19 protein-coding genes are annotated in these 24,969 nt (G+C 70.7%); 15 read left to right on the forward strand and 4 right to left on the reverse strand.

The window, feature by feature from the left end; all coding sequences use genetic code 11:
• Window positions 1-200: 200 nt before the first annotated feature.
• Window positions 201-1,109 (reverse strand): ectoine hydroxylase, encoded by a 909-nt coding sequence (gene thpD / locus G011_RS0111550; RefSeq protein ID WP_019608606.1) that lies wholly within the window; start codon window positions 1,107-1,109, stop codon window positions 201-203.
• A gap of 511 nt (window positions 1,110-1,620) precedes the next feature.
• Here thpD and G011_RS0111555 point away from each other — a divergent pair.
• From G011_RS0111555 to G011_RS0111570, 4 genes are all read left to right on the forward strand, one after another.
• Complete coding sequence (locus G011_RS0111555) at window positions 1,621-2,283, forward strand: HNH endonuclease family protein (protein WP_019608607.1); 663 nt, start codon at window positions 1,621-1,623, stop codon at window positions 2,281-2,283.
• A gap of 233 nt (window positions 2,284-2,516) precedes the next feature.
• Window positions 2,517-4,988 carry an ATP-binding protein gene (locus G011_RS0111560; RefSeq protein ID WP_013151197.1) on the forward strand — a complete coding sequence of 824 codons (2,472 nt, stop codon included), beginning with the start codon at window positions 2,517-2,519 and terminating at the stop codon, window positions 4,986-4,988.
• Window positions 4,989-5,261: 273 nt separating this feature from the next.
• Window positions 5,262-6,296, forward strand: coding sequence for a hypothetical protein (locus tag G011_RS0111565; RefSeq protein ID WP_019608608.1), 1,035 nt, complete (start codon window positions 5,262-5,264; stop codon window positions 6,294-6,296).
• Window positions 6,297-6,449: 153 nt separating this feature from the next.
• Window positions 6,450-7,742, forward strand: a complete 1,293-nt coding sequence (locus G011_RS0111570) for a DUF6891 domain-containing protein (protein ID WP_019608609.1) — start codon at window positions 6,450-6,452, stop codon at window positions 7,740-7,742.
• Window positions 7,743-7,953: 211 nt separating this feature from the next.
• On the opposite strand, the gene G011_RS0111575 is transcribed toward G011_RS0111570, so the two are convergent.
• A complete protein-coding gene (locus tag G011_RS0111575) occupies window positions 7,954-8,457 on the reverse strand; it encodes a DUF3995 domain-containing protein (protein WP_019608610.1) in 504 nt (167 codons plus the stop codon).
• A 93-nt stretch (window positions 8,458-8,550) separates the two neighbouring features.
• Window positions 8,551-10,530 carry a serine/threonine protein kinase gene (locus G011_RS30580; RefSeq protein WP_051104353.1) on the reverse strand — a complete coding sequence of 660 codons (1,980 nt, stop codon included), beginning with the start codon at window positions 10,528-10,530 and terminating at the stop codon, window positions 8,551-8,553.
• A gap of 1,341 nt (window positions 10,531-11,871) precedes the next feature.
• Here G011_RS30580 and G011_RS0111595 point away from each other — a divergent pair.
• The 4 genes from G011_RS0111595 to G011_RS31680 are packed head-to-tail and all read left to right on the forward strand — an operon-like array spanning window position 11,872 to window position 16,852.
• Window positions 11,872-14,223 carry a type IV secretion system protein gene (locus G011_RS0111595; protein WP_026338221.1) on the forward strand — a complete coding sequence of 784 codons (2,352 nt, stop codon included), beginning with the start codon at window positions 11,872-11,874 and terminating at the stop codon, window positions 14,221-14,223.
• A 19-nt stretch (window positions 14,224-14,242) separates the two neighbouring features.
• Window positions 14,243-14,917 carry a hypothetical protein gene (locus G011_RS0111600; RefSeq protein ID WP_019608612.1) on the forward strand — a complete coding sequence of 225 codons (675 nt, stop codon included), beginning with the start codon at window positions 14,243-14,245 and terminating at the stop codon, window positions 14,915-14,917.
• 5 nt (window positions 14,918-14,922) lie between these two features.
• Window positions 14,923-16,101 (forward strand): bifunctional lysozyme/C40 family peptidase, encoded by a 1,179-nt coding sequence (locus tag G011_RS0111605; protein WP_019608613.1) that lies wholly within the window; start codon window positions 14,923-14,925, stop codon window positions 16,099-16,101.
• On the forward strand, window positions 16,094-16,852 hold the full coding sequence (locus G011_RS31680) for a hypothetical protein (RefSeq protein ID WP_155979750.1): 759 nt from the start codon (window positions 16,094-16,096) through the stop codon (window positions 16,850-16,852). The genes G011_RS0111605 and G011_RS31680 overlap by 8 nt, the downstream gene beginning before the upstream one ends.
• A gap of 75 nt (window positions 16,853-16,927) precedes the next feature.
• On the opposite strand, the gene G011_RS0111615 is transcribed toward G011_RS31680, so the two are convergent.
• Entirely contained in the window at window positions 16,928-17,479 is a 552-nt protein-coding gene (locus tag G011_RS0111615) for a thymidine kinase (protein ID WP_013151206.1), read from the reverse strand.
• A 596-nt stretch (window positions 17,480-18,075) separates the two neighbouring features.
• Here G011_RS0111615 and G011_RS0111620 point away from each other — a divergent pair.
• The 7 genes from G011_RS0111620 (at window position 18,076) to G011_RS32410 (ending at window position 24,966) form a co-directional block, all read left to right on the forward strand.
• Window positions 18,076-18,927, forward strand: coding sequence for an ion transporter (locus G011_RS0111620; protein ID WP_337797685.1), 852 nt, complete (start codon window positions 18,076-18,078; stop codon window positions 18,925-18,927).
• A 322-nt stretch (window positions 18,928-19,249) separates the two neighbouring features.
• The gene (locus G011_RS0111625) at window positions 19,250-20,260 is read left to right on the forward strand and encodes an STM4015 family protein (protein ID WP_019608616.1); all 1,011 of its coding nucleotides are present in this window, start codon (window positions 19,250-19,252) and stop codon (window positions 20,258-20,260) included.
• Between the two features lie 165 nt (window positions 20,261-20,425).
• Entirely contained in the window at window positions 20,426-20,653 is a 228-nt protein-coding gene (locus G011_RS0111630) for a hypothetical protein (protein ID WP_013151209.1), read from the forward strand.
• 274 nt (window positions 20,654-20,927) lie between these two features.
• Window positions 20,928-21,242 carry a hypothetical protein gene (locus G011_RS29740; protein WP_064972191.1) on the forward strand — a complete coding sequence of 105 codons (315 nt, stop codon included), beginning with the start codon at window positions 20,928-20,930 and terminating at the stop codon, window positions 21,240-21,242.
• Window positions 21,239-22,510, forward strand: a complete 1,272-nt coding sequence (locus G011_RS30585; RefSeq protein ID WP_231391427.1) for a zeta toxin family protein — start codon at window positions 21,239-21,241, stop codon at window positions 22,508-22,510. Before G011_RS29740 ends, G011_RS30585 begins: the two co-directional genes overlap by 4 nt.
• A 35-nt stretch (window positions 22,511-22,545) precedes the next feature.
• Window positions 22,546-23,127: a DUF4913 domain-containing protein gene (locus G011_RS0111645; RefSeq protein ID WP_155979751.1), complete on the forward strand. Its 582-nt coding sequence runs from the start codon at window positions 22,546-22,548 to the stop codon at window positions 23,125-23,127.
• 786 nt (window positions 23,128-23,913) lie between these two features.
• A complete protein-coding gene (locus G011_RS32410) occupies window positions 23,914-24,966 on the forward strand; it encodes a M48 family metalloprotease (RefSeq protein ID WP_231391428.1) in 1,053 nt (350 codons plus the stop codon).
• The last annotated feature ends 3 nt before the right edge of the window (window positions 24,967-24,969 follow it).

A 24,969-nucleotide genomic window follows, 5' to 3' on the forward strand; every position in this document is an offset into this window, starting at 1 on the left:
GCGGGCCCGGGCGGCTCCGGCCCCGGAGTCAGGGCCGGAAGGTCCCGGTCCCGGTGGCCGCGGCTTCCCGGCACGGGAGAACCCCCGTGCGGGGCGGGCTGTGGGGAGCCCGCCCTACACGGGGGCGCGGGAGCATGTCCTCCGGGCGGGCACGCGTTCCGCTCGCGGCGGCCTGCGGCCACGCGGCGTGCTCGGGCGCGTCAGCGGCCCACGGGGGTGAACTCGCGGGCGGAGAGGAACTCCGGGCGCGGGGCGGGGGCGCTGAACGGTCTGTCGCAGGCGTTCTCGACGCTGTTGAAGACGATGAAGACGTTGGACCGGGGGTAGGGCGTGATGTTGCCGCCCGAGCCGTGCATGCAGTTGGAGTCGAACACCGTCACCCCGCCCGCCGGGCCGGTGAGCACGTCGATGCCGTGCTGGTCGGCCAGGTAGGACAGGGAGCTCTGGTCCGGGGTGCCCACGTGCTGGCTCTTCAGCGAGTCGCGGTAGTGGTCGTCCGGGGTCTGGCCCACGCAGGAGACGAACGTCCTGTGCGATCCCGGCATGATCATCAGCGCGCCGTTGTACGCGTGGTTGTCGGTCAGGGCGACCGAGAAGCTGACCGCCCGCATCCGCGGCATGCCGTCCTCGGCGTGCCAGGTCTCGAAGTCGGAGTGCCAGTAGAACGAGCCGCCGCCGAAGCCCGGTTTGTAGTTGACGCGGCTCTGGTGCACGTACACGTCCGAGCCCAGGATCTGGCGGGCGCGGTCGACCAGGCGCGGGTCGTTGACCAGGTCGGCGAAGACCTTGCTGACCTTGTGCACCTCGAACACCGAGCGCACCTCGTCGGAGGAGGGTTCGACGACCACGCGCTCGTCGCCGCGCAGGTCGGGGTCGGAGCTCAGCCGCTCCAGTTCGGCGCTGTAGGCCCCGACCTCGTCCGGGGTGATGAGGGAGTCGATCTGGGTGTAGCCGCGCTCGTCATAGGCGCACAGCTCGTCGTGGGAGAAGGGGCCCTCGTCGGTCCCCCAGACGGCGGGGTCCCTGCGGTACAGCAGGGCGGGTTCGGTGCTCTTACGTGTGGGGTACTCGTCCGCGGTGCTGGTCGGAAGGTCCATCTGCAGAGTCATGGTCGATCCCCTGGCGGGGTTCATCCTCTCCGATGTCGACGGTTTCTCCTACGACATGCGAACTTAACAAAGGGCGGGAAAGCCTACTTACGGCTTCTTTATGTGCGGTGTTTAGTGTCCTTTTTGCCGGGTATGACAGTTATACTATATGGAGGAAAACCGTGAGGGCGGCCGGTTTTCCTTTTCATCCCCATCTTTGCCTGGGTTCAGGGTTGTTCGCTCACCTGCGTTGCGTCACGCAGGGTAAAAACCCGCGTACTGAGCGTGCGTCTTCCCAGGTCGTCCGCTCGTACCCTTCACCTTCGGGGCTGCTTGTGAAAGAACCCACTTTCAGAGTGTGCTAGATCACACGAATACGGTTCAGGGGCTGGTGCAGAACCCCGGGCGAAGGGTTGGGAGGTCATCCCCGATTCCGACGGAATTTTCCGCGGGGTACTGGTGGGAGAGGAGCGGTTGTCGCACAGTGGTGGGGTCCGTGCTTTCCTCCCACCCGCTCACAGAGGAGAAAAACGTGCCCTCCCCCCGCCCCCGTGCGCTTCCCCGCGCGCTCGCGGCCCTCAGCGCCGCCGTCCTCGCCGTCGTCCTGGGCTGGTCGGCCCCGGCCTCAGCCGACCACGTCCTGCCCCCGGGCATCCCCAGCACCTCCACGGCCCAGAGCCAGCTCGACTCCCTCACCGTCCGGGCCAAGGGGCCCCAGACCGGCTACGACCGCGGCCTCTTCCCGCACTGGAGCGTCGTCGACAGCCCCTGCACCGCCCGCCAGTACGTGCTCGTCCGCGACGGCCACGACGTGGTCACCGACTCCGACTGCCAGCCGACCTCCGGCCGCTGGTACAGCACCTTCGACGACGTGTGGTGGGACGGCGACGTCTCCCAGATCAGCGTCGACCACATGGTTCCGCTCAGCGAGGCCTGGAAGACCGGCGCGGCCGACTGGACCACCGAGCGGCGCCGCGACTTCGCCAACGACGTCGACTCCCCCCAGCTGTGGGCGGTCACCGTCAGCAGCAACAGCGCCAAGGGCGACAAGGATCCCTCCCAGTGGATGCCGGAGAACACCGCGATCCACTGCGACTACGTCAAGGCCTGGGTCAACGTGAAGCACCGCTACGACCTCACCGTCACCTCAGCGGAGAGGTCCGCCATCCAGGACACCATCGACACCGCCTGCTAGGGCGCCGCAGGGCGGGACGCGTGCCGACGAACACGCCACCGCCCCCCCGCGGCAGGTCGGGCCCGTCTCCCCCGGAGGCGGGCCCGTCACCGTCCTCCGGGGTTCTGGCGCGCCGTAACCCCGTCCGCTTCTCCCGTTCCGGGGCGATACTCCACTATGAAGGGGGCGAGGGCGGCGGGTCCGGGTAGGAACGACGGAACCCCGCCACGCGACGCGACCAGAAGGGCGAAGAGATGACCGGCACCAGGGGGACCCGTGGCACGACCCGCCTCGCGGTCCGCTACTTCGACGACCGCGTGCTGTTCAGCGACAGCGAGGCCTGGGCCTACTTCCGCCTGCCCACGGTCTCCTACGAGTTCACCACGCCCGAGGAGCGCCAGGCGCTGGCCACCAACGTCACCATCGCCCTCGCCGCCATCCGCATGAACGACGCCGAGGTCCACCTGCGCGTCGCCCACCGCACCTACCCGGCCGCGGAGTGGGCCACCCGGCTCGACGCCACCTCCGACTCCGGCCCCGGCTGGTACGACTACCTCGACGAGACGTACCGGCACGTGTGGGCCAAGGACTTCTGGACCAAGGAGGTCTACCTGGGCGTCCGCCTCGGCCAGCGCAACGCCGGCGCCGGACTCGGCCTGTTCTCCCAGGTCTTCGGCGCCTACCAGCGCACCGAACAGGTCCTGGGCATCAACGACGACGCCGTGGACGACCGCGAGATCGCCCGCTGGACCGACCAGGCAGAGCGGCTCGGCCGCGCCCTGGCCGCCAGCTCGCTGCACGCCCGCCACGCCACCTCCGACGAGATCGCCTGGCTCATCCGGCACGCCGTCAGCGGCACCGCCGAGGAGATCCGCCCCTCGGCGGCCGGACGGCGCACCTGGGGCCGCGGCGAGATCGAGGCACTGGTCGACGGCGTCGTGCACAACGGCCGCTCCGCGCTGCGCCTCGAACAGCCCGCGGGGTCCACCCACGTCGCGTTCCTGTCCTTCGCCCGCTTCCCGGACCTGATGCCCTTCCCGGACGGCGAGCCCTGGATGCACCACGCCGACGCTCTCCCCTTCCCGGTGGAGATGTCCCTGCGGATGAAGCTCATCCCGCCCGCCAAGGCCTCCAAGGACGTCGGCCGCAAGCTCGCCCACGCCCGCGACATGGACGCCCACATCCGCGAGGCCGGGGTGGAGGCGCCCATCGCGCTCGCCGAGCAGATCGACGCCGCCCGCATGCTGGAGCACGGCATCACCAAGGAGCGCCTGCCCTTCGTCTACGGCTGGCACCGCCTCATGGTGTCCGCGCCCACCGAGCGCCTGCTTGGCCAGCACGTCGAGGCGGTCATCGAGCACTACCGCGACATCGGCATCGACGTCATCAACTCCACCGGCGACCAGTTCTCGCTGTTCAACGAGTCGCTGCCCGGCGACCGCATCCGCCTCAACGCCTACGCCCAGCGCCAGCCGCTGCGCACCATCGCGGGCGGCATGCCCACCGCCACCGTCGACGTCGGCGACCGCGTCGACCACTCCGGCGGCGGCTGGGTGGGCCCCTACGTCGGTGAGACCATCGGCCGCGCCCGCTCCATCGTCCACTTCGACCCCATGGTCGCCGCGGCCCGCAACCGCCCCACCGCCATCGCCATCACCGGCGAGCCCGGCGGTGGCAAGACCACCCTCGCCCTCCTGCTCATCTACCAGCTCGCCCTGCGCGGGGTCACCGTGGCCGCCATCGACCCCAAGGGCGACGCCGAGTCCCTGGTCGAACTCCTGCAAAGACGCGGCCGCAAGGCCCGCATGATGTCCCTGGGCTCGGCCCAGCCGGGCCTGCTCGACCCCTTCGCCTTCGGCGACGACCTGTCCGCCAAGAAGACCATGGCCACCGAGACCCTGCGCCTGCTCCTGCCCCGCATGAGCGAGGAGCGCGAGTCCGCCATGATCCAGGCCGTGGCCGCCGTCGCCAACCAGCCCCAGCCCTCCCTGGCCAAGGTCGTGGACCACCTGGTCTCCTCGCCCGGCGCGGCCTCGCGCAACCTGGGCGCCGTCCTGCAGTCCATGTCGGAGATGCGGCTGGCCAGCCTGTGCTTCGACCCCCAGGGCGAGGCGCGGATCGACACCGAGGGCTGGACCACCGTGTTCACCCTGGGCGGGCTCACCCTGCCCGACTCCGGCGTGGGCCGCGACGACTACTCCTACGAGCAGCGCCTGTCCGTCGCCCTGCTCTACCTGGTCTCCCAGTTCGCCCGCCGCCTGATGAACGGCCTGGACCGGCACCTGCCCAAGGCGATCTTCCTGGACGAGGCCTGGGCGGTCACCTCCACACCCGAGGGCGCCAAGCTCGTCCCCGAGGTCTCGCGCATGGGCCGCTCCCGCAACACCGCGCTCATCCTCGTCTCGCAGAACGCGGGTGACCTCCTCAACGAGCAGGTCACCAACTGCCTGTCCTCGGTGTTCGCCTTCCGCTCCAGCGAGCGCTTCGAGGTGGAGAGCGTCATGTCCCTGCTGGGCGTGGAGACCAACGAGGACCACCTCGCCGTGCTGCGCAACCTCGGCAACGGCGAGTGCCTCTTCCGGGACCTGGACGGCAGGGTCGGGCGGATCGGCGTCGACCTGGTCTCGGAGAACCTGCTGCGCTGGCTGGACACCAACCCCACCCGCCAGCGCCCCGGCGAGGAGGAGAACCTGGTGCCCGCGGGCGGACGCGACGAGCAGCTCTAGGCGGTCATCCCAAACTGTTGCGGGTGTGACGCAGGAGCCCTCTCCCGTCCGGTGATCCTGCTGCCGGAGGCGTTGTGGGACGCCGACGGCCCCTCGGGGAGCAGGATCACCGCGGAGGGGGCGGGACGGCGGGTCCTTCCGGGCAAGGGGTGCGCGGCGCCTGGTTCGGGGCGCTCCCGGGTGGGAATCTCCTACCCTGTCGGGTTCCGCCCCGGGTGCCCGACCTCCCCAGCCCCGGCATTCCGACCCCCCACCGCTCACGAGGGACCGCCCATGCGTGAGGACGCCATCCGGCCGCGACCCGTCATCGACCCCGCCCTGCCCGACCGCCAGCGCCGGGAGGCCTCCCTGGGGGCACGGCCTCCGGAGCCCCCGCCCAGAGGCGGCGGAGGGCTCTCCGAGGCCCGCCCTCCGAGGCTGTCCGACAGCGGCGTCCACCTGCTCGGCGTCGGGTTCACCACGACCCTGGCCCTGATCACTGCGGGCTGGTACCTGGGCATGGTGATCGCCAGCGTCAGCCTCGTCGCCTACGTCGCGGCCCTGGCCTTCCGGCGGGACGCCCACCCCGCCGTGCGGGCCGCGGGCGCCGCGGCGGGGGCGGGCACGCTGGTCACCGCACCGGCCTGGCTGCTGGACGTCGTTCCCCAGGACCCCTCCCCGGGCATCCCGTGGGTGGTGTTCGGGGTGCTCGTCGCCGTGGTCACCGCCGACACCCTCACCTCGCGGGTGCGCCGGACCGACCGGGAGCTGCACCGGGAGCGCGTGGTGCTGCCCGACGACGTCAGCGAGGGCGACCACGCCCTGCTGGTGGAGGTGCAGCGCACGATCGACCTGGTGCGGGGGGCCCGGACCGAACTCGGCGGGGAGTCCCTGGACACCGACCGGGCGCTGACCGTCCTGCACGAGCAGGAGTGGCGCATCGCCTCGCTCCTGGCCCGGCAGCGCGAACTGCGCCGCTCCCACCAGCGCCGCTGGCAGCGGGCGGTCTCACCCCGCGTCAGGGAGGCGCTCAAGCCCCAGCGAGAGCACCTGCACGCCGTCGAGGAGGCCGTGCGCGCCCGGGTCGCCCAGATCACCGAGTACGGACGCCTGGTCGAGCAGGCCGTCGCGGCCCACCGGGAGTGGGAGCAGTGCCAGGACGCGGTGGACTCGACCGCGGAGTACACCGAACACCTGGCCGCGGCGGGCTTCCTCGGCACCCGGGCCGCGGACGTCGCCGAACTCGCCGCCACCGCCGCCCTCGCCCGGCAGGTCCGTGACGAGCGCGTCAGCCGCCTGGCCGGACACGACCTGGTCGCCCACGGGTGAGCCCCCGCGGTCACCGCGTCCGGGGCGCGCGGCCGTGGGCCCCGGACGCCGCGGCACCGGTTGTGACCAGCAACGCGGTAGTTGTCCGGATGCGGACAGTGGGGACTTCGGCAATCGTCCCCAAACGCCTCCGGCTTCTGACACATTGGGCGGATGAGTGAAGTCAGGGAGAGCGTCCACCCCCTCACCTCCGCCAAGGAGACGGTGTCGGTCGGGGTCGCCTCGGGCCGGGGCGGGTTCGTCGAACTCCTCCGGGACGCCCGCCGGAGCCTGCTCGACACGCTGGAGGACGGCGACCCCGGCGGGCGGGAGGTCCGCGAGGCCTCCGCCCGGCTCCACGACCACGTGGACCGGGCCCTGGCCGAACACGTCCAGCGCCAGCGCCGCTGGCCCGCCCGCACCGACGGCGAGCGCCTCACGCGCGCCTTCCGCGCCCTGGACGAGTCCGGCGTCATCGCCCGCGAGGAGTTCACCTGCTGCGAGCGCTGCGCCAGGACCGCCCTGGAGGGCGAACTCGCCGCCCGCAACTCCCGGCCCGCCGACACCCCGGCGCGCGGGTACGCCTTCTACCACGACCAGGACGCCGCGCACGCGGTCGCGGGATCCTCGCTCACCATCGGCTTCGGGGCCAGCCACCCGATCCGCCGCGCGGCCGTGGGGGAGGAGGTCGCCGAGGCCCTGCGCGCCCACGGGCTCACGGTCGAGTGGGACGGCGACCCCGACCGCAAGCTCCACGTCGGCATGGACTGGAACCGCCGCCGCTTCGGCCGGGGGGCCGCCTTCCCCGGGCCCGCCGTGGACGGCGAGCCCATGGTCCACGTGTCCTTCAACAACCCTGGGCCCTACGAGGTCCCCGAGTGGGTCTCCCACTACCAGGGCCGCGTGAGCGTCCGCGAGCTGTCCCGGATGGTCCTGCCCTGGCTGCCGCGCTTCTTCGTCGCCACGCTGAGCAGCGACCGGGGCCACACCATCGCCCTCGAACGCGACTTCGACCTCCTGCGCGTCCGGCACGGACCGGCGCTGTCCCGCGAGCGCGTGGAGGAACCCCTCAGCCGCTGGGTGGTGGGCGCCGTCTGGCCGCGCGAGGAGGCCCGCTCCGCCCACACCGGGCTGGTGGAGGTCCACTACGCGGACGCCGCCGAGGAGGGCCTCGGCTTCATGGACTACGCCGAACCCCTGGAGACGGCCGCCGCGCGCCTGATCGTCCACCAACTCACCCCGAGCAAGGGCACGTTCGCGGTGTTCACCGCCCCGAGCGGCGCCGTCGTGCAGATGGTGTGGGAGAGCGGTCCCCGGCTGTGGATGGAGAGCCCCTCGCCCGCCGAGGCCGTGTCGCGGGGCCGCTACGTCACCCTCTCCGAGGCGGAGGAGACGGTGCGCGTCCTGGCGGAGGAGGGGCGTGTGGCCCTGGCGGAGCTGGGAGAGCTGAAGCTCACCCACTGGTGAGCGGTCCGGGGCGGGCGGGGGCCGGTCGCCCGCGGCCGGCCCCCGTGGGGGCGCGGGTCCTCCGTTCGCCCGCTTTCCGCGCGTGGGGTGCCGGCGTCCCGCGCTGGAGAGGGGGACGGGGACGGCTCATCGCCGACGCCGTGGTCACGTGGTCCCCCGCCCGGTGTTGCGCGGTGCTCCCCGGAGTTGACCGGTGTTCCGGGCCGCGCCCTCAGGGGTCGCCGTTCCCCGGTTCACGCGTTCGCGCGAAACCCAGCGCGGCCAGACCGAAGACGAGTCCGCCGACCAGGAACCAGGGGTTCCACAGCAGCAGCGTCCACATCCGCTGTTCCGGGCTGACGGTGATCTCCCGGCCCGCGGGGTCGGCCAGCAGCATCACCTCGACGGTGACGGCGCGCAGCAGCAGCACGGCGCAGACGCACCAGCCCAGGGTCCTGACCACCTGTCCCGTCGGGCCCGGGGGACGCGGCCTGGCGAGGAGCCAGCCCAGCGCGCCGCCGACGAGGCACAGCAGACCCACACCCCACAGGCCCACCGCCACGAACCACCCCGGGCGTTCCGCGGCCACAGGGCCCGCCGAGACGCCCAGGCCCCAGTCGCCGCCCAGCGCCCAGTAGAGGTGGAGCACGGCGAAGGCGACCGCCCAGGCGCACGCGACGCGCCCCCACAGCCCCGACGCCGCCCCGTCCCCCCTGTCCCGCGGATCTTCGTGCATAGCGAGCAGCATGCCACCGCCCCGGCGCCCACTGTGCCGTGAGAACCAGCGCGCCCGGCCCCGGGGCCCTGCGGAGGGGCGCCCGGGACGGGGTCAGCGGAAGTCCGCGCCGAACCCGAAGTAGGCCCGGGCCCTCGCCGGGATCAGCAGCAGGCCCGCGACCGCCAGGTTCAGCAGCAGCACCAGCACGTAGACCGGCAGCTGTTCGGGGGCGTAGACCACCACCGTGAACATGTTGAGCACCAGGACCACCGCCGCGACCATCTGCAGGAGCACGACGCCCCCGTAGACCAGACGCGACCGGGTCAACAGGGCGGGCGCCGCGACCGTCGACAGCAGGCCCCAGACGTAGAGCTGGGCCATGGAGGCCCCGTTCACCTCCAGGGACCCGCTGGTGGACTCCACGGTGAACAGCACCGCCAGGACCAGCAGGTAGAGCCCGTTGAGCACCAGCATCACGGCCGCGGTGACCACGGTCGCGGGCATGCCCGTCCGGGGGCGCTCCCACGGCGTCTGGGAGCCGGTGGCCGGGCCGCCGCCGTGCCCGGGGAACATCCCCGGGTGCCCCGGGCCGCCGACCGGCTGGCCGGGCAGCGGGCCCCGCCCCGTCGGCGTGCCCGCGGAGGGGAAGGGGAGGGAGAACTGGCCGGTCGCCCCGGGGGGCGGGGGCAGCTGCGGCGCGGGCTGGTGGCCAGCTGCGTGCGGCGCCTGCGGGTAGGCCCCGGGACCCGTGCCCGGGCCGTGCGCCGCAGTGCCGCCGGGGAGGTTCGGGCCGGTCTGGCCGCCCGGGAAACCGGGACCGTGGGGACCGGAGGGGAACGCCGGGTTGTGGGGACCGCTCGCGAACCCGGGGCCGTTGGGGCCGCTCTGGGGGCCGCCGGGACCGTGGGGGGTGTGGGGCCCGCTCGGGAACGCCGGTCCGCCCTGAGGAGCGCCGGGGCTGTTCGGGCCGCTCGGGGCCGCGTGCCACGGCGGGTGGGGGCCGGTGCCGGGAGCGCCCTGGCCCGGACCCGCCTGACCGGGGGTGCCCGGACCCGCGACGGGGAACGGCGGTCGGTAGCCCCCCGAAGGGCCGGTGGGCACGGCGCCGCCCGGCACGCTCTGTGCTCCGGTGCCGGGAGCCCTCCACGAGCCGCTGTCCGCCTCCTGGGGGTCGGTGAGGGGCACGGGCTGGCCCCCGGTGCCGGGGGAGTCCTGCGCCGCGGTGCCGACGCCGCCGTCGCCCTCCTGCGCCTGCTTCTCCCGCTCCAGGAGGGCCAGCGCCTCGTCGGGGCTGGGCCGCGCCGACGCGTCCCGGGCCAGCAGCGCCGCGATCAGCGCCCGCAGCGGCGCGCTCGCGGGGCTGTGCTCCGCGTCGTCCAACGACAGCCGCGGAGGCATCGGCGCGGTCAGCACCGCGCTGATGATCCCCGTGATGCTCTCCCGTTTGAAGGGCGAGCGGCCCTCCAGGAGCGCGTACAGGGTGACGCCCAGGCTCCACAGGTCCGACGCGGGCAGCGCGCGCTTGCCCTCGAACCGCTCCGGCGCCATGTACTCGGGCGAACCGATGTACACGCCGGTCTGGGTGAGGGCGGCGCCGCCGTCGACGTTCGCGATCCCGAAGTCGGTCAGCACGGTCCGGTCGTCTTCGGTGAGCATGATGTTGGCGGGCTTGACGTCGCGGTGGGTGACCCCGCCCGCGTGCACCGCCCTCAGACCGCCGAGCAGCGACCTGGCGGCCTCCTCGACCCGCTCCACCGGCATCGGACCGTGGTGGTCCAGCTGGTACTGGAGGGACTTGCCGCTGAGCAGTTCCATCACGATCCACGGGCTGTCCTCGTGCTCGAGGACGTCGTGGACCGTCACCACCGCCGTGTTGCTGATCCGCGCGGTGGCCTGGGCCTCGCGCAGTGTGCGGGCGTGCGCCTCGGCGCGGGCCTCGGGGTCCATGCCCTGGGGGAGGAGGACCTCCTTGATGGCCACGTCACGCTGGAGGGAGGGGTCCCAGGCGCGCCACACGGTGCCCATCCCGCCGGCGCCGAGCCTCTCCCGCAGCTCGTAGCGGCCGACGGAGGAGTGACCGGGGGTGGACATAGGCGCGCATCCCTTCAGGGGGTCGGGAGAGGGGTGACGATGCGCAGGACAATCTATCCGAGAAAAGCCCTACAGCAGCACTTTGTGACACTCGTCCGTGTTTCCTGAACCATTCTCCCTCCATTGCGGACAGTTCCCCACACCCCGGTGTGAGGGTGGCCGGTAGCGGTCACCCGCGCGGCACGGTACGGCGCGAAGAGGTGGCGGGACCCCTCGTTTCGGGTGTTCGCGAAATGTCGTTCCGTGACCGCCGAGGCGTTCTCCTCGGCCTCTCCCGGCCTGGCCGGTCGGCCGTCCCCGGACAGTTCCACCATGCCGATGCGGGGGACTCCGTGGTGGGAGCGCCCGTCTCGTCGGTCGGCGGATCCGTGGAGAGCGTGGCCCCGACGCCCTCGGCGATCACCATGCGGGCCTGGAGCGACCCGACGGCGTCGTCCGCCGAGACGGCGATGACGACGTCCCCGTGTTCCTCGCACGACCGTGGTCCACCCTCCAGGACGCACCCCTCGTACAGAGACGTCCACGCCGGGTCGTGCGTCCCCTCCAGGGGGTGGTTGCGCGGGATGAGACCGAACCCGTCGGGCTCGGGGGAGGGGCCGACGGGCACGTACCTCGTACCGGCGCTCCAGGGGTCCTCGTGGAACCACGTCTGCGCCGGTTCCCAGTCGGGCGAGTCCGACACGGCGATCACCGGGGGAAGTCGGCGACGTCGCGCACGAGCTCGGCCCGGGCCCGCCGGTCCTCCTCCTCGGCCGTCATCCACGACATGCCCGCGAGCAGCAGCGACGCCGTGACGACCGGGGAGAGCGGGAGGGCGAAGGGCTGTCCGGGTGGGAAGGGGCTGTTGAGCCGGAAGGGAACAGGGCGATGCCGTTGTGGACCTAGGTCAGGTTTCGGTCCTGCGGCAATGCGGACTCGGGGTTCCACCGAAGGCGGTTCTGGTATCGGGTGTCAGTCCGGTTGATGTCTCGGTGTCCGCTTTTGATGGTGAAACTGAGTGTGACGCCCCTCATAGTGCGGAGATGGCTAGGAAATTGTGGCCTTGTGGTTTCTGGGTGTTTCGGAAGGCCGTTCGCGCCCACTACCTGCACAAACGTTGACAGAGGTCGTCTTTGTCCTCCAGGGTCTGGCCGCATCGGGGGAGAGAAGGGGAAAACCCGACGCGTTGCGCCGGTTCCCCGACCCTCTGATGGCGCACCATAGAGGATGGGGTAGAGACATGCGGGGGCCTTGCGGTCGCGCACGGCCGCGTGCGGTGTGCACGCGTGTACGGGCGCGTCGACGGGGCCCCGGTGTCTGCGAACATCGCCTTCGGCCGAACCACGACGCAGGAGCCAGCAGATGACGCATCAGCACGTCCGACGGCGGGGATGGCGACGCCTCCTGATGACGTTCCTCATGCTGACCGGTCTCGTCGTGCTGCCCCTCACCGGGGCCCAGGCGAACCCGCTGTGCCCGGGCGAGCCCGCGCCGCTGCCGGAGTCGGCGGGAAGCGGTTCCGACGGCCTGCTCGTGCCCCCGCAGTCGCAGTCCTCCATCGAGGGCTCCACGGACGGTCTGCCGCCCGACGCCAGCATGTACGGCCAGTACGGCACCGCCGGGCAGCAGTGGCACATGATCACCGAGTCCTGCGTCGACGGGATCAGCAACGGCGCGCAGGCGACCCTGGCCAACACGGCCTGGGACCTGTCCAAGACCATCAACCAGTCGACGATCACGGTGTACCAGGCCGCGACCTCCGACGGTCTCCTCGCCAGCTTCAACGAACTCGTCGAGAACGTGGTCGTCACGCTGAGGGAGGGCATCTGGCGTCCGCTGATCCCCACGGTCGTCATCCTCGGGGCCCTGTGGCTGGGCTGGTACGGGCTCATCCGGAAGCGGATGACGCTCACGATCGAGTCCAGCATCTGGATGGTCGCGGCCACGGCTCTGGGACTGTGGATCCTCGTCAACCCGTCCCAGATCATGGGTATGGCCAGTGGCCTGGTGAACTCCGGCAGCCAACTGGTGACGAGCACGATCGGACAGGTGCCCTACGGAGGCGGTTCGGGGACCTGCCCCTCAGGGGCAGAGCCACCGGAGCGCGCTGATTGGGAGTCCGAGGCCGACTTCCAGGTCAGGCGCAACGCGGACATGCTGTGGTCCAGTCTCGTCTGCCAGCCCTGGCTCGCCGGGCAGTTCGGCAACAGCGATGTTGGCGAGGTAGCCGCCTCATTCCATGCAACCGACCTGATAGCCGCTCAGGGGATCAGCAGAATTGAGCAGCAGCAGATCGCTGACGAGGAGATCGACGCCAACGAACTCGTTGCGGAGAAGCAGGAGGCCTATGAGGCCATCGCCGCTGACGTGCAGGAGTTCTATCCCAGCGTCTACCCTCTCTTCGCGGGTGATGACCAGGGAAGCCGTCTGGGAGTGGCCACACTCGCGCTTTTCGCCTCGGTCTTCGCCGGGGGACTGATCCTCGCGGGGTCCGTGGCGCTCATCGTGCTGAAGATCGCCTTCCTCCTGCTCTTCCTCCTCGCTCCCATATTCCTGCTCATCGGGATCCACCCGGGTTACGGACGCATGGTCCTGCTGCGCTGGGTCGAGTTGATGATCGGTTTCCTGCTCAAACAGATCTTCGTCGTACTCCTGATCTCGCTCCTGGTCATGTGCTATGGCATGGTCATGTCCACCAGCCTCGGCTGGGGCCTGCAGATGATCCTGCTGGCGCTCTTCACCGTGGCCCTCCTCGTCTACCGCAAGCCCTTCGCGTACCTGTTCTCCTCGGTCAACGCGAACACCTTCACCTCGCGCATCGTCAGTGACGCCGCGCAGAGCCAGGCGCTCAGCCGGAGCGCGGTGGTGCTGCCGCCGGTCGCCAACCTCAAGGCGCAGGCCTGGGGGCTGCGCCGGGGGCCGCAGATCGCGGGAGCGGCCGCGGGGGTCCCCGCGGGCGGGGGAGGAGTCCAGAACGGCGGTGTGGACACCGGGGTCGGCGACGAGGTCCCAGCCGACGGCGGTCCGGTCCGCGCGGACGGAGCGCGGGCACGCGGCACCGCCGGGTACGGCAGGGTCCGCGACAACGCGGCCCCGCCGCTCAACGTCACCAGGAGTGCTCCGGCCAGTGGCGGTGGCGGCACCCGGCCCGCCGGGTCCGCGCGCAGCGGTGACCAGGCGCCGAGCCTCTCCGGCGGCAGCGCGGCCTCCGGGGCCATCCCGCCCCGACCCAGCGGCGGCTACACCGGCACCGGCGACAGCGGCTGGGCCTCCGTGTTCGGCACCGCCTCGGGAGGCCGTGGCGGCTCCGAGCGCCGGGACGGCGGTGGAAGCAGTGGCGGCGGTTCGGTGTTCGGCGGGGGCGCCCCCGCGGCCGGGAGCGGACGCGCCGCGAGTTCCGAGCGGCCCGAACCCAGTACCGGCCAGGGCATCTTCGGTGGGCGCGCGGACACCCCGGCCCGGGGCAACCCGAACGCCAGGGCGTCGCGCTGGGGCTCACCGAGGGAACGGCGCGAACGCCCCGCCCCCCAGCGTCCCGCCCGTCCCGCGCCCTCCGGTGAGAGCCGGGGCCGGGGCGACGGCGACGGCGGTTGGCTGACCGGGTCCGGCAAGCGCAGGGACAACGCTCCCATCACCCCCTTCTGGGGGGAGAGCGGTTCCTCCACGACGAGGGACCGCAAGCGGGACGTCCCCTTCTGGTTGAACGACGACTGACGAACAAAGGCCCGAAGCGATGCCCAACCCTCTCCCCGAACGCGCCCAGCGGGCTGTCTTCATCGGACTGATCGTCGTGCTGGTCGTCTTTGGGCTCTACCTGAGCCTCGGAGGCTTCGGGGGCGCCGAGGAGGACGATCCCTCCTCGGCCTCCCCGGAACCCGAAACCGCCCAGGAGGAGCCGCCGGGCGGACCCGGCGGCCCGGACGGGCTGTCCACCGTCGAGCCGAGCCCGATCCCGACCACCGCCGCCGAGGACGTGGACGTCCTCGACTGGTTCCCCTTCACGGAGGCGGAACTCCAGGCGGCCGGTGCGGCGGCCCGGGCCTTCGCCGAGGCCTACGGAACCATCGACTACACCCAGTCCCCCGAGTCCTACTACGCCTCGATGGAGGAGCTTGCCACCCCCGAGTTCGCCGGGGTGCTGGCCGAGACCAGCAGGGTCGGCGCCTTCTGGAGCGAGATGTCCGAGGCCGGGGCGGTCGCCGAGGGGCGGGCCCGGGTCGACTCGGTACGGACCTTCGGCGCCGACTCGGTCACCTTCGTCGTGACGGCGCAGTCCATCACCGAGACGGGGAGCGCCGAGTTCGACGAGAACCTCGGTGAGTTCGCCGTCACCGTGGTGCGCAGCGGCGGCTCCTGGAGGGTCTTCGATTTCCAGCCCGCCGACGCCGGGCAGTTCGGAGAGGAGTGACCCCCGTGATCTCCCTTTTCACCCGCAGGCCCTCCGACAGGGGTGCGGCGGGCCTGTGGTTCGGCGCCGCCGTCGCCGTCACGGTCGCCCTGATGACCGTGTTCGCGATGCTGGTGATCCCCGTGATCACCAACACCACCCAGCAGATCGGCTCCATGATGGCGAACGGCCTGGTCTGCGGGCCGGACACGGACGCCGAGCAGCCGGACGCGAGCGGCTACGCCATGAACTCCATTCCGGAGAACTACCTGCGGATCTACATGGAGGTCGGGGAGGACCGCGGGATCCCGTGGAACATCCTCGCGGGTGTGGGCCAGGTCGAGTCCCACCACGGGCGCTGGGAGGGCCCGGGGATCACCGAGGGGCACAACGACTGGGGTGCGGCCGGGCCGATGCAGTTCGGTTCCCTGGACGGCTCCGCGGCGGGCAACAGCTGGGGCGGCGAGCCCGTGCAGCCGGTGGACGAGCGCCCCGAGCAGGGGTACGGCGTCGACGGAAACGACGACGGGATCGTCAGCGTCTACGACCCCGCCGACGCGATCCCGGCCGCGGCCGACTACCTGATCGCCCACGGCCTGAAGGAGGGCGTCCGGCAGGCCATCTACGGCTACAACCACGCCTGGTGGTACGTGGACGACGTGCTGGAGTGGGCGCGGCAGTACGCGGAGGGGGAGTACGACACGTCGGGTTCCATCGAGACCGCGGTCGCCTGCCAGCTCGACGCCCAGGGCGCCCCGATCGGAAGTGCCCCGGACGAGCTGACCCAGGCCGTGGTCGACTGGGCCCTGGCCCAGCGTGGCAAGCCCTACATCTGGGGTGGCGTCGGTCCGACCGGGTTCGACTGTTCCGGTCTGATGCAGAAGGCCTACGAGAGCATCGGCGTCACCATTCCGCGGATCTCCCAGGACCAGTGGGGTTTCGGCCCCGAGGTCTCACAGGGGGAGGAACAGCCTGGCGACCTGGTGTTTTTCCACGTGAGTCGGGCGGGGGAGCCCCCCGGTCCGGGGCACGTGGGCATGGTGATCGGTGACGGGCTGATGGTCGAGGCCTGGTGCACCAACTGTGGTCCGATCGCGGTGCGCGAGTACGATGACCCCAATCGTGCGGACATCATGGGTTTCACGCGTCCGCTGGAGCACCCGGACGTGCAGGCCCAGTTGGAGGCGCAGGACAGTCGTGGTTGACCAGAAGGCACCGCCCAACAAGCAGGGGCTGCACGGGTGGAAGGCCGCCGCGGCTGTTTTCGGGTGCGGAACCCTGGCTGCCTTCGGTGCTTTCGGCATCGTCGTTGCACTCCTCGGTAGCTTTCTGACGACCCTGGCTTCGGGTTTTGGTGATACGGAGCAGCCCCAGGGAGCAGCCGGGGCGGGGGCAGCTGAAACTACTTCGCCACGAGACGAGTTCGTGGCGGACAAGTTTGACCTTTGCCGTATATCTTTGCCTTCGATATCAGGAGTAAGCCTTAACCTTAACGAAGATTCGGAAGGTCCAGTAGACACGGCCATTGAAGGTGGAGAGCCTTCAGAAGATAACCTTGTCCGTTCCGACGAGTGTTCCGGTGTCGTGCATCCAACAGCCACCACAACTAATCCTTGGAGCTTTCAGTTCTCCTATCGTGCTGTTATCTTCTCCCCGGATGGCGGTCGAGACCAACTGTCCCAAGGTGACCTGGAGCAGTGGAGGGATGAGGCTGAGGCCTCATTGCCTGATTTTCAGGAAAGCGAGAATTTGGATTTCCTGGATCAGGCCTATTACGTTTATGGAACGACTCCGGCTGGCGGGGCCGAGTACATAGCGATAGCCCGAAAAAGGAGCGCCGTCCTCCAGTTCTCCATGGTGTCGGAGGATGGAAACACCCCTGCGCACTTCGAGAACGAGGTGGCCAAGTTCGAAGATCACCTCGACCTGGCTTTGCAGAACCTTATCCCGGAGTGAGGTGGCAGGGCGTAACCCATCGTCTCCACGTCCACGGCACCTGGACCGTCGTGGGCATCCACGGTTCTGGACCGGTCAGGCGACTCCGGCCATGAAGTGGTGGCGGCACAGGGTCGCGTACGACTCGTTGCCGCCGATGTGCACCTGCTCGCCCTCGTAGATCATGACCCCGTCCACCACACGCGCGTTGTGGGTGGCGCGGCCGCCGCACCAGCAGCGCGCGGACACCGGCAGGACCTCGATCTTGTCGGCGAGTTCCACCAGGCGCTTCGAACCGGGGAACAGCTGCCCCTGGAAGTCGGTGAGGATCCCGTAGCAGTACACGTCGATCCGCATCCCGTCCACCACGCCCGCGAGCTGTCCCACCTGCTTGTAGGACAGGAACTGGGCCTCGTCGCAGATGACGTAGGGGGCCTTGCGGTCGGCGATGTCGTCGTACAGGTCCAGGTCGTCGCCCACCTCCACGGCGGGGGACTCCAGGCCCAGGCGGGACGAGATGATGCCCGCTCCGGCGCGGTCCTGCTTCGTGTACAGCACTCCTTCGCCGCCGCGTGAGTGGTGCTCCTGGAGGGCCATCGTGCTCTTGCCCGAGTTCATCGAACCTGTGAAGTACTTCAGCTCCGCCATGTCTCTTCCTGTGTCGCGGGCGCTGGCGCTGTCGACGGCTCGGGCTCGTCACCGTGTCGGGCTTCCTGCCGTGGCCAGCAGTGAACATACCAGTGACGTGCGGGACCTCCCGAACCACCGTCCGCCCGCCTTGCGCATCCCCGTTCGCCGCTTCCTCCTCCTCGCGGCCCCCCGCGTCCTCCTCGTCGGGGAGGGTACGACGGGCGCGGTGTTTTCGGTCTCACCGCCTTCGGACACTGATCGGACCGGAAGCCGACGGTATGGGATGCGGCACCTGCCATTTCCCCTTCCGGCGCCTTCTGGGCGGTCGTCGGAACCATGAGGGTGCGCCTTCTGTGAAGTGTGGGCACGGGGTGGGGCGGTCTCTGCCGGTGTGAGCGCGAAGCTGTACACGCCCGACCAAAGGCAGGCGCGCCGCGCAGAAGTTGAGTCCGCTTCGATATATTTGGTGCCCCATGTCCGAATCGCTCGGAAGTGGAATTGACGAGGGGGAAGCGGCATTGCGGCGTGCTCAGGTCACCAGGCTTGTGGAGAGTCAGTGGTTCTCCAACATCATGCTCGCGGTGATTCTGGTCAATGCCGTGATTTTGGGTTGGATGACTTATGGGGGTTCCGCCCTTCCGTATCTGGTGGTCATCGAGTACGTCGTCGTCGGCGTGTTCGTCGTCGAGATGATCCTCAAGATCCACGCATGGCGGGGACGGTTCTTCCGGAGCGCCTGGAACTGGTTCGACTTCCTGGTGGTGCTGGTATCGGTGATCCCGGCCACCGGCCCGTTCGCCGTGCTCCGCATCCTGCGGGTGCTGCGGATCCTGCGAGTGATCACCGCCGTCCCGCAGATGCGGCAGATCATCACCGCGCTGTTCAAGGCCATGCCGGGGGTGGGGACGGTGATCGGCCTGCTCCTGGTGGTCATCTACACCTCGGCGATCATCGCCCACCAGCTGTTCGGTGAGGCCGTGCCGGTGTTCTTCGGCAACCTCGGCACGTCGCTGTACACGATGTTCCTGCTGATGACGACGGAGGGCTGGCCGGACGTCTCGGACGCGGTGCTGGCGGAGCATCCGACGGCCTGGATCTTCTTCGTGTGCTACATCGTGCTGACCGCGTTCATCATGCTGAACCTGGTCATCGCGGTGATCGTCACGTCCCTGGAGCAGGAGATCAGCGAGGTCCGCTGGGCCGAGGACCAGCAGTTGGAGGAGGTCCAGCACGAGGCGGTCATGGCCCGCCTCGTGGAACTCGGGCAGCAGGTCGAGCGCCTAGACCGCATGCTGCGCGAGCGGGACGCGGATCCCGGCGCCGCCGGCCTTCCGGGGAACGTCCAGGTGGACCGGGCGCCCCAGACAGCCCAGGCCGTCCGGACGATCCAGCCCGGGGAGCCGGCCGAGTCTGTCCGGCGCGGGAACGGGGACGCGGCGCAGCCGCAGCCTCCCTCACCCCTGTAGCCGAACACCCGCGGGCCCGGAGGAGGGCTGCCGGGTGTCCGCGTGCTCGTGTCACGCCCCGCGGACCAGAGGCGGCGAAAAGGACGGGGGAGGGTGGGGGCGCTCGCAGCTTCCGGCCACGAACGTCGTTGAGGCGGGTGGACCGCCCGGAGGCGGGGGACGAGTGTTCCTCCGGCCCTGCCCACCGAGTCCAGCGGCTTCCCCGACTCGGCGGCCTCCGGGCCTCCATGCTCCGCGCGGCTTCCGGTCCCCCGTCTGTCATCCCGAACTGCTAGGCATGGGGGCAGTATTTCACCCCCTGAAGCCCGAGAAGAGAGTCCCCATGTCCGACCTCACCGAGTTCGCGGGCCTGCCCGTGGTCGAGTTCCCCGCCAGAGGCACGTGGGAGGAACGGCTCGAACGTATCCGGGAACGGGGAGGCGACCCGCGCGACCCCGCCTCCAGGGCCTGGCGGCTGCGGACCAGCGAGCACCTCCTGAGGACCCCCGAGGACAAGGGCGCCGACTACCTGGCCCGGTTCCTGTCCGAGGTGGACACCGAGCAGTTGACGGCACTCGTCATCGGCGAATGGGGTTACGCCTCCGACGGGGGTCTGTACCAGGCCGCGGACCTGCTGGTCGAGCACGCCGACGCGCTGCCGAACCTGCGCTCGGTCTTCTTCGGTGACATCACCTTCGACGAGTGCGAGCTGTCCTGGATCTCCCAGCCCGACCTGGCGCCGCTCGTGGCCGCCTTCCCCCGGTTGGAGGAGCTGACGGTGAAGGGCGCCGACGGCATGGAGGGGCAGCTCGGGCTGCACGTGCCCTCACACGAGGCGCTGCGCTCCCTCACCCTGGAGAGCGGGGGCCTGCCGGGCCGGGTCGTGCGCGAGGTGGCGTCCTCGGGTCTGCCCGCGCTGGAGCACCTGGAGCTGTGGCTGGGGATGGAGGAGTACGGCGGCAGCACCTCCCCGCAGGATCTGGCGCCGGTGCTCTCGGGTGAGGCGTTCCCCCGGCTGAGGTACCTGGGCGTGCGCAACGCCGAGCACTGGACCGAGTGGGTTCCGGTGCTGGCCGGGGCACCCGTCGTCAAGCGCCTGGAGGTGCTCGACCTGTCCCTGGGCATCCTGACGGACCAGGGGGCCCGGGAACTCGTCGACCGGGCCGAGGCCTTCTCCGGTCTGCGCAAGCTCGACCTGCACCACCACTTCCTGAGCGAGGGGATGGTGGAGCGGGTGCGGGCCGCGTTCGCCGGAACCGGGGTCGAGCTCGACCTCGACGAAGGGAGGGACGACGAGGACGAGGACTACGACGAGGACGAGGAGCCCTACTACTACACCGCGGCTTCCGAGTAGCAGGGTCGCGTGCCCGGAGGGAGAGTCCGGCCAGTGGGGGCTCGGTCCGGTCGGGGTGACGCGGGGCCGCGCGTCATCGCCCGTCGCCGTGTGTACCCGTAGGGCGGGTTGGGCAGTGGGATTCCGGCAACGGAAAGACACGACAACGACAGCGAGGAGGTTGTCATGGCTGAGCCCGAGAGCCCGCTCAAGGACAAGAACTACAACCTGGTCTGGGCCGTCCACCAGTCGCTGGAGAACGTCTGGCGCCTGGAGGGCTACATCAAGGACGCCGAGAAACAGGGCGACGACGAGCTCGCCCAGTGGTTCCGCCGGATCCAGGAGAACAACCAGAAGGCCGGCGAGCAGGGCAAGAAGATGCTCGTCGAGCGCATCAAGAAGGAGAACGGCTGAGGCACCGCGAAAGCGGCTCCACCAGCCGAGGCGGTTGACTCCGCCCCTCTCCTGAACCCGGCACCGAAAGGCGCCCCCGGTTCCGACCGGGGGCGCCTTCGTGCGTGCCGGGGTTCTGCGCTCCGTGCGCGGCGAGACCTCCGCGTGCCGGTGGCGGTGGGCGCGTGGCCGCTCCCGGCCACACCGTATGTCCACCCTGCCCTGGTTCGGTGTCCTTGTCTCGCGATAGGAACGAGCGAGACGACTCCTGTGGAACCAGTGAAGGGTGCTGCCCGTGAACGACGAGCAGAAGGACGAGCGCTGGGTCCCAGACGTGGGCGAGAACGCCAAGGCGCGTCGCTCCCGCTACGCCGAGGTCAAGCGCCGCGAACAGCTCAGGGGATGGGTGGGCCGAGTTCAGCGCGTCTACAGCCGGCTTTCCCAGATGGCAGAGGAAGGGTCGCCTGAACAGGAGCACTTCGAGAGGCAGTGGGACTACTACCTGCAAGTGGGGAAGTCTCTTGGCTCTCTCACGAGAGAGGAACAGGACCGTGTCCTGGAGGAGTATCCACGTCTGGTCGCTCAGCTTGAGGCGGAGCACGGGCTTTGACCGCCGCATGGTTACTGAGTGACAGGCAGAAAGAAGACGCTGTTCAGAAGAGGTTGCGGCAACTCACCCCGTTGGATACTACGGAGCGGCCTTCGGGACAACGTCCCAGAGCGGTCATCATCGGTGGTCAGCCCGGTGCTGGTAAGAGTTCGACCCAGGAGAGGACCGTAGAGGAACTCGGCGAGTCGCAGGTAGTTCTCTACGACGGTGATGACAACGCAAGGATGCATCTCTTCTACGACGAGATTGTCGCCCAGCACCCCTTCGACGGGCACGACGTAGCCGGACAACACCTTCCCGATGACCTCCACCAGAGGTGCATGGACCACCTGCGTGCCGGTGACACCAAGTACGACGTCGTCGCCAGCCATCCCCTCGGCAGAGCAGACTGGGCCGAAGGCTGGGTGAAGGGCTTCTCCGACGAGGGCTACCACGTCAGCGTCGCCTTCGTCGCCACCCACGAGTCCAACAGCCTCCTCGGTATCGCCGACCGGTACCAGACTGCCCGGGACCAACACGGGGGCGGCCGTTGGCTTCCGGCCCAGATCCACGACCGGTTCTACTCGGAGATTCCCGACGTCGCCCACCACCTGGAGTCCCGAGGCCTCGTCGACTCCATGTACGTCACCAACCGCGACGGCGACCTCCTCTACGAGAACCACCGTGGTCCCGACGGAAACATGCGCCACCAGTTGGGCGCCCGCGACACCATCGTCCAGGAGCGCGCTCGGGAGCCGACGGACGAGGATGTCCGCGGATTCGGGGAGAGCACGGCCTACTTACGCGATCCGGAGCGGTTGGGGCCCGGCCAGAAAGCCGAACCCGTGCACCCCCTCGTCACCGACACAGCGGCCGAGGCCGAGCGCCGCCACAGGGAGCACCGGCTGGAGAGTACGGGCAGGGAAGGCCCCCCGGTGTTGGAGACCACCCTCCCCGAGGTGCTCCGGGAAGCCGCCAGACGCGACGCCGAACGGATCGCCGGACCTGGGCGGGAAACCCCCGAACCCCGGCACTCCCCGGAACAGTCCTCGCCCCCAAGCCCAGCTCCGTCCCCGCCTCCACCCTCTCCCACTCCGGAGCCCGCCCCCGAACGCGTCGGCAGCGCACTCCAGGACCGTTCCAAGGACCTTGACGCCAAACTCGAACGGATCCGGCGGGAGCGGCTCCTCCGCGAGGAATCCCGGAACCCGGTTGCGGAGCGAGACAACCGCCGCCGGAGGGAGGCCAGCGACGACCTCGGCCGCGAGGCCCTGGAGCCCGAGCGCTGACCAAGGCCCCCAGCAGGAAAAGCACCCCCATGCACATGAGCGACCCATCCCCCCAGAGCCCTGGACAGCCCGAGCCGTCTGGACGGTCCGACTCCTCCACCCGGCTCGACAGGATCGAAGACCAGGTGCACCGGCTCGCCGACGAGGTCCTCTCCCTCGTCTCCGTCAGCGGCCCTGAGGCCCCGACCGGCACGGACCGGCCGGGGCAGCCCGCCGCCGCGTGGGTCGACATGGACGGACGGCAGGCAGCGGTCGCCCTGGAGCGCCTCCAGGAGTGGATCACCCGGGTCCTCGTCCACCACCCCCGCACCATGACCCGCCTGCGTCCCTGCTGGTACCGGCACCCCGCCGTGGTCCAGATGCTGTTGGACCTCCACCGCGCCTGGGAACACGCCTACCGCGACAGGTCGGAGGACCCCTACCTCGCCCTGGAGTGGTGGCAGCGCCACCTTCCCCGCCTGGACCAGGACATGTCCGCCGAACTGGGACACTGCACCAGCGTCCGGCACGACCCCGACCGGGTGCCTCCGCCGCACGCCGACCCCGGGGACGTTCGCGCCTACACGGCCTGGTGGGGCGGCGGACGCGTACCCGGAGACGAACCCCCGGCGCTCTGAGGCGGCACCGCCAGTCCCCGACGTACAGGTCCACCCACATCCGCCCCGCACCCGCCCGTCCCCGCACGCTCAGGTCCTGCACGGCCCCGCCCACCCGCTCCAGCCTCCACACACCAGCCCCGTACCCGATCCCCCGTCCACCGGAGAGCCCTCATGTACTGCGACCAGTGCGGCACCCGTCTGCCCGCCGTCGCCAGCACCTGTCCCGGGTGCGGCACGGCGCCACTCCCGTCCGCACCGCGCGGGCGGAGCGGGCCAGCGGCGCGTCGCACTTCCTCCCGCGCCGCAGATGACGCCCTGGCACCGCCCTGGTCGCTGACGCGCTCCTCACCGGAGTCTCCGGGGGAGGGGGTGGCGCGGGAGCCCGGGGGCGACACCGGGGGTTACACGGGGCTCTCCCACATCGCCGGTCCCCACCCGGATCCGTCCCACCACGCCGGTCCGAGTTCCCGCCCGGACCTGGTTTCCGGCACGGAGCCGTCCCGCCGCGCCGACCCGGGGCCCGGTCCCGAACCGGATCCCCGCTCCGACCCGGAGCTCCCACGCCTTCCGCGCTCCACACCCGGCCCCGCAGGGGCGCCTCCGCGTACGGTCTCCGCACCCGAGGAGACCCTGACCGGGCGGCCTCGGCCCGGACAGCCCCGGCCCGAACGAACCGGGGACGGACGGTCCGCGCCGCCGCGCGACGCGCCCCGCCGGGCCGGGCGCGGGCCGGCCCGGCTGCGCGACAACGCGGCGGGGAACGCGGTCGCGCTGCTCGCGGCTTGGTTCAACCTGCCCCTCGCCGTGTTCCTGACCGCTGTCGGCGCGGTCTTCGGCGCGGTCGGCGGACTCGTCTCCGGCACGTTCGCCGGTGCCGGGGTGCTGCGCCAGCTCAACACGGTCTTCGCGTGGATCCTGCCGCTGCCCGTGAGCATGGACGACCTGTTACCGACTGCCGCCGTCCAGATCGGCGGCGTCATCGGCGCGTTGCTCGGGGCCGCCAACGGCGGGGCCACCATGGCCTTCCACGCCCTGGTATCCCCGTGGCTCATGTTGTGGGAGGCCGACCCCGTCTGGCCGTTCGCCCTCGCCGTCGGCCAGGTCGTCACCGCCGTGGCCGTCGCCTCCGCCTACGTCGCCTACTGCGGCGCAGCCGAGCCTGCGAGGCTGCGCGTCTCCGGCGCCCGCCGCCCCAGCCGCCGCGAGGCCGAACTGCTGGAGCCGGTGGTCGCCCGGGCGGCGGCCCGCATGGGTCTGGAACGCCCGCCGAAGCTCCTCATGGACGACAGTCGCGAGCCCAACGCCTACGCGGGAATCCGGCACATCGTCGTCAACCGCGGCCTGCTCGACGCCCTGGACCACGACGCCGAGGCCGTCGCCGGGGTGATCGCACACGAGGTCGCCCACTACAAGCACGGGGACGCCGTCAGCCTCGCGTGGAACCGGGGCATCGCCTGGCCGGTCTTCCTCGTCCACGAGCTCGCCCACCGCGCCCAGGCCTCCGCCGTGTACTGGAGCTTCCTCCTCGCTCTGGTGCGCGTCCTGCTGTGGAGCGTGACCGTCACCATCCGCCTCCTGGTCATGCCGGTCAACGCCCGGCACTGGAGGCGTGCCGAACTGCGTGCCGACGCCGAGGCGCGGGCCGCCGGGTACGGCCCGGGGCTGTACACCGCCCTGGCCAGGCTCGGCGAGGGCTTCGACGGAGCCCACAGCGGCTGGGACGCGGCCGTCCTCGCCACCCATCCACCCACCGAACTGCGTCTGGAACACCTGGAGACCCCCGGGACGCACCATCCGCTCTCCCCGACCCGGGGGCCGATGACCGGCCGTCCCCACTCCCAGCTGCTCAAGGACTGAACT

This window comes from Nocardiopsis sp. CNS-639 (assembly GCF_000381685.1).
In the GTDB taxonomy this organism is placed as follows: domain Bacteria; phylum Actinomycetota; class Actinomycetes; order Streptosporangiales; family Streptosporangiaceae; genus Nocardiopsis; species Nocardiopsis dassonvillei.

Excerpts from the sequence above, each read along its gene's own strand:
- G011_RS0111625 (WP_019608616.1), top strand. The coding sequence starts at position 19,250 with ATGTCCGACCTCACCGAGTTCGCGGGCCTGCCCGTGGTCGAGTTCCCC.
- G011_RS0111560 (WP_013151197.1), top strand. The coding sequence starts at position 2,517 with ATGACCGGCACCAGGGGGACCCGTGGCACGACCCGCCTCGCGGTCCGC.
- G011_RS0111630 (WP_013151209.1), top strand. The coding sequence starts at position 20,426 with ATGGCTGAGCCCGAGAGCCCGCTCAAGGACAAGAACTACAACCTGGTC.
- G011_RS0111595 (WP_026338221.1), top strand. The coding sequence starts at position 11,872 with ATGACGCATCAGCACGTCCGACGGCGGGGATGGCGACGCCTCCTGATG.
- thpD (WP_019608606.1), bottom strand. The coding sequence starts at position 1,109 with ATGACTCTGCAGATGGACCTTCCGACCAGCACCGCGGACGAGTACCCC.
- G011_RS0111645 (WP_155979751.1), top strand. The coding sequence starts at position 22,546 with ATGAGCGACCCATCCCCCCAGAGCCCTGGACAGCCCGAGCCGTCTGGA.
- G011_RS0111620 (WP_337797685.1), top strand. The coding sequence starts at position 18,076 with ATGACTTATGGGGGTTCCGCCCTTCCGTATCTGGTGGTCATCGAGTAC.
- G011_RS0111570 (WP_019608609.1), top strand. The coding sequence starts at position 6,450 with ATGAGTGAAGTCAGGGAGAGCGTCCACCCCCTCACCTCCGCCAAGGAG.
- G011_RS0111575 (WP_019608610.1), bottom strand. The coding sequence starts at position 8,457 with ATGCACGAAGATCCGCGGGACAGGGGGGACGGGGCGGCGTCGGGGCTG.
- G011_RS0111600 (WP_019608612.1), top strand. The coding sequence starts at position 14,243 with ATGCCCAACCCTCTCCCCGAACGCGCCCAGCGGGCTGTCTTCATCGGA.
- G011_RS0111565 (WP_019608608.1), top strand. The coding sequence starts at position 5,262 with ATGCGTGAGGACGCCATCCGGCCGCGACCCGTCATCGACCCCGCCCTG.
- G011_RS30580 (WP_051104353.1), bottom strand. The coding sequence starts at position 10,530 with ATGTCCACCCCCGGTCACTCCTCCGTCGGCCGCTACGAGCTGCGGGAG.
- G011_RS0111615 (WP_013151206.1), bottom strand. The coding sequence starts at position 17,479 with ATGGCGGAGCTGAAGTACTTCACAGGTTCGATGAACTCGGGCAAGAGC.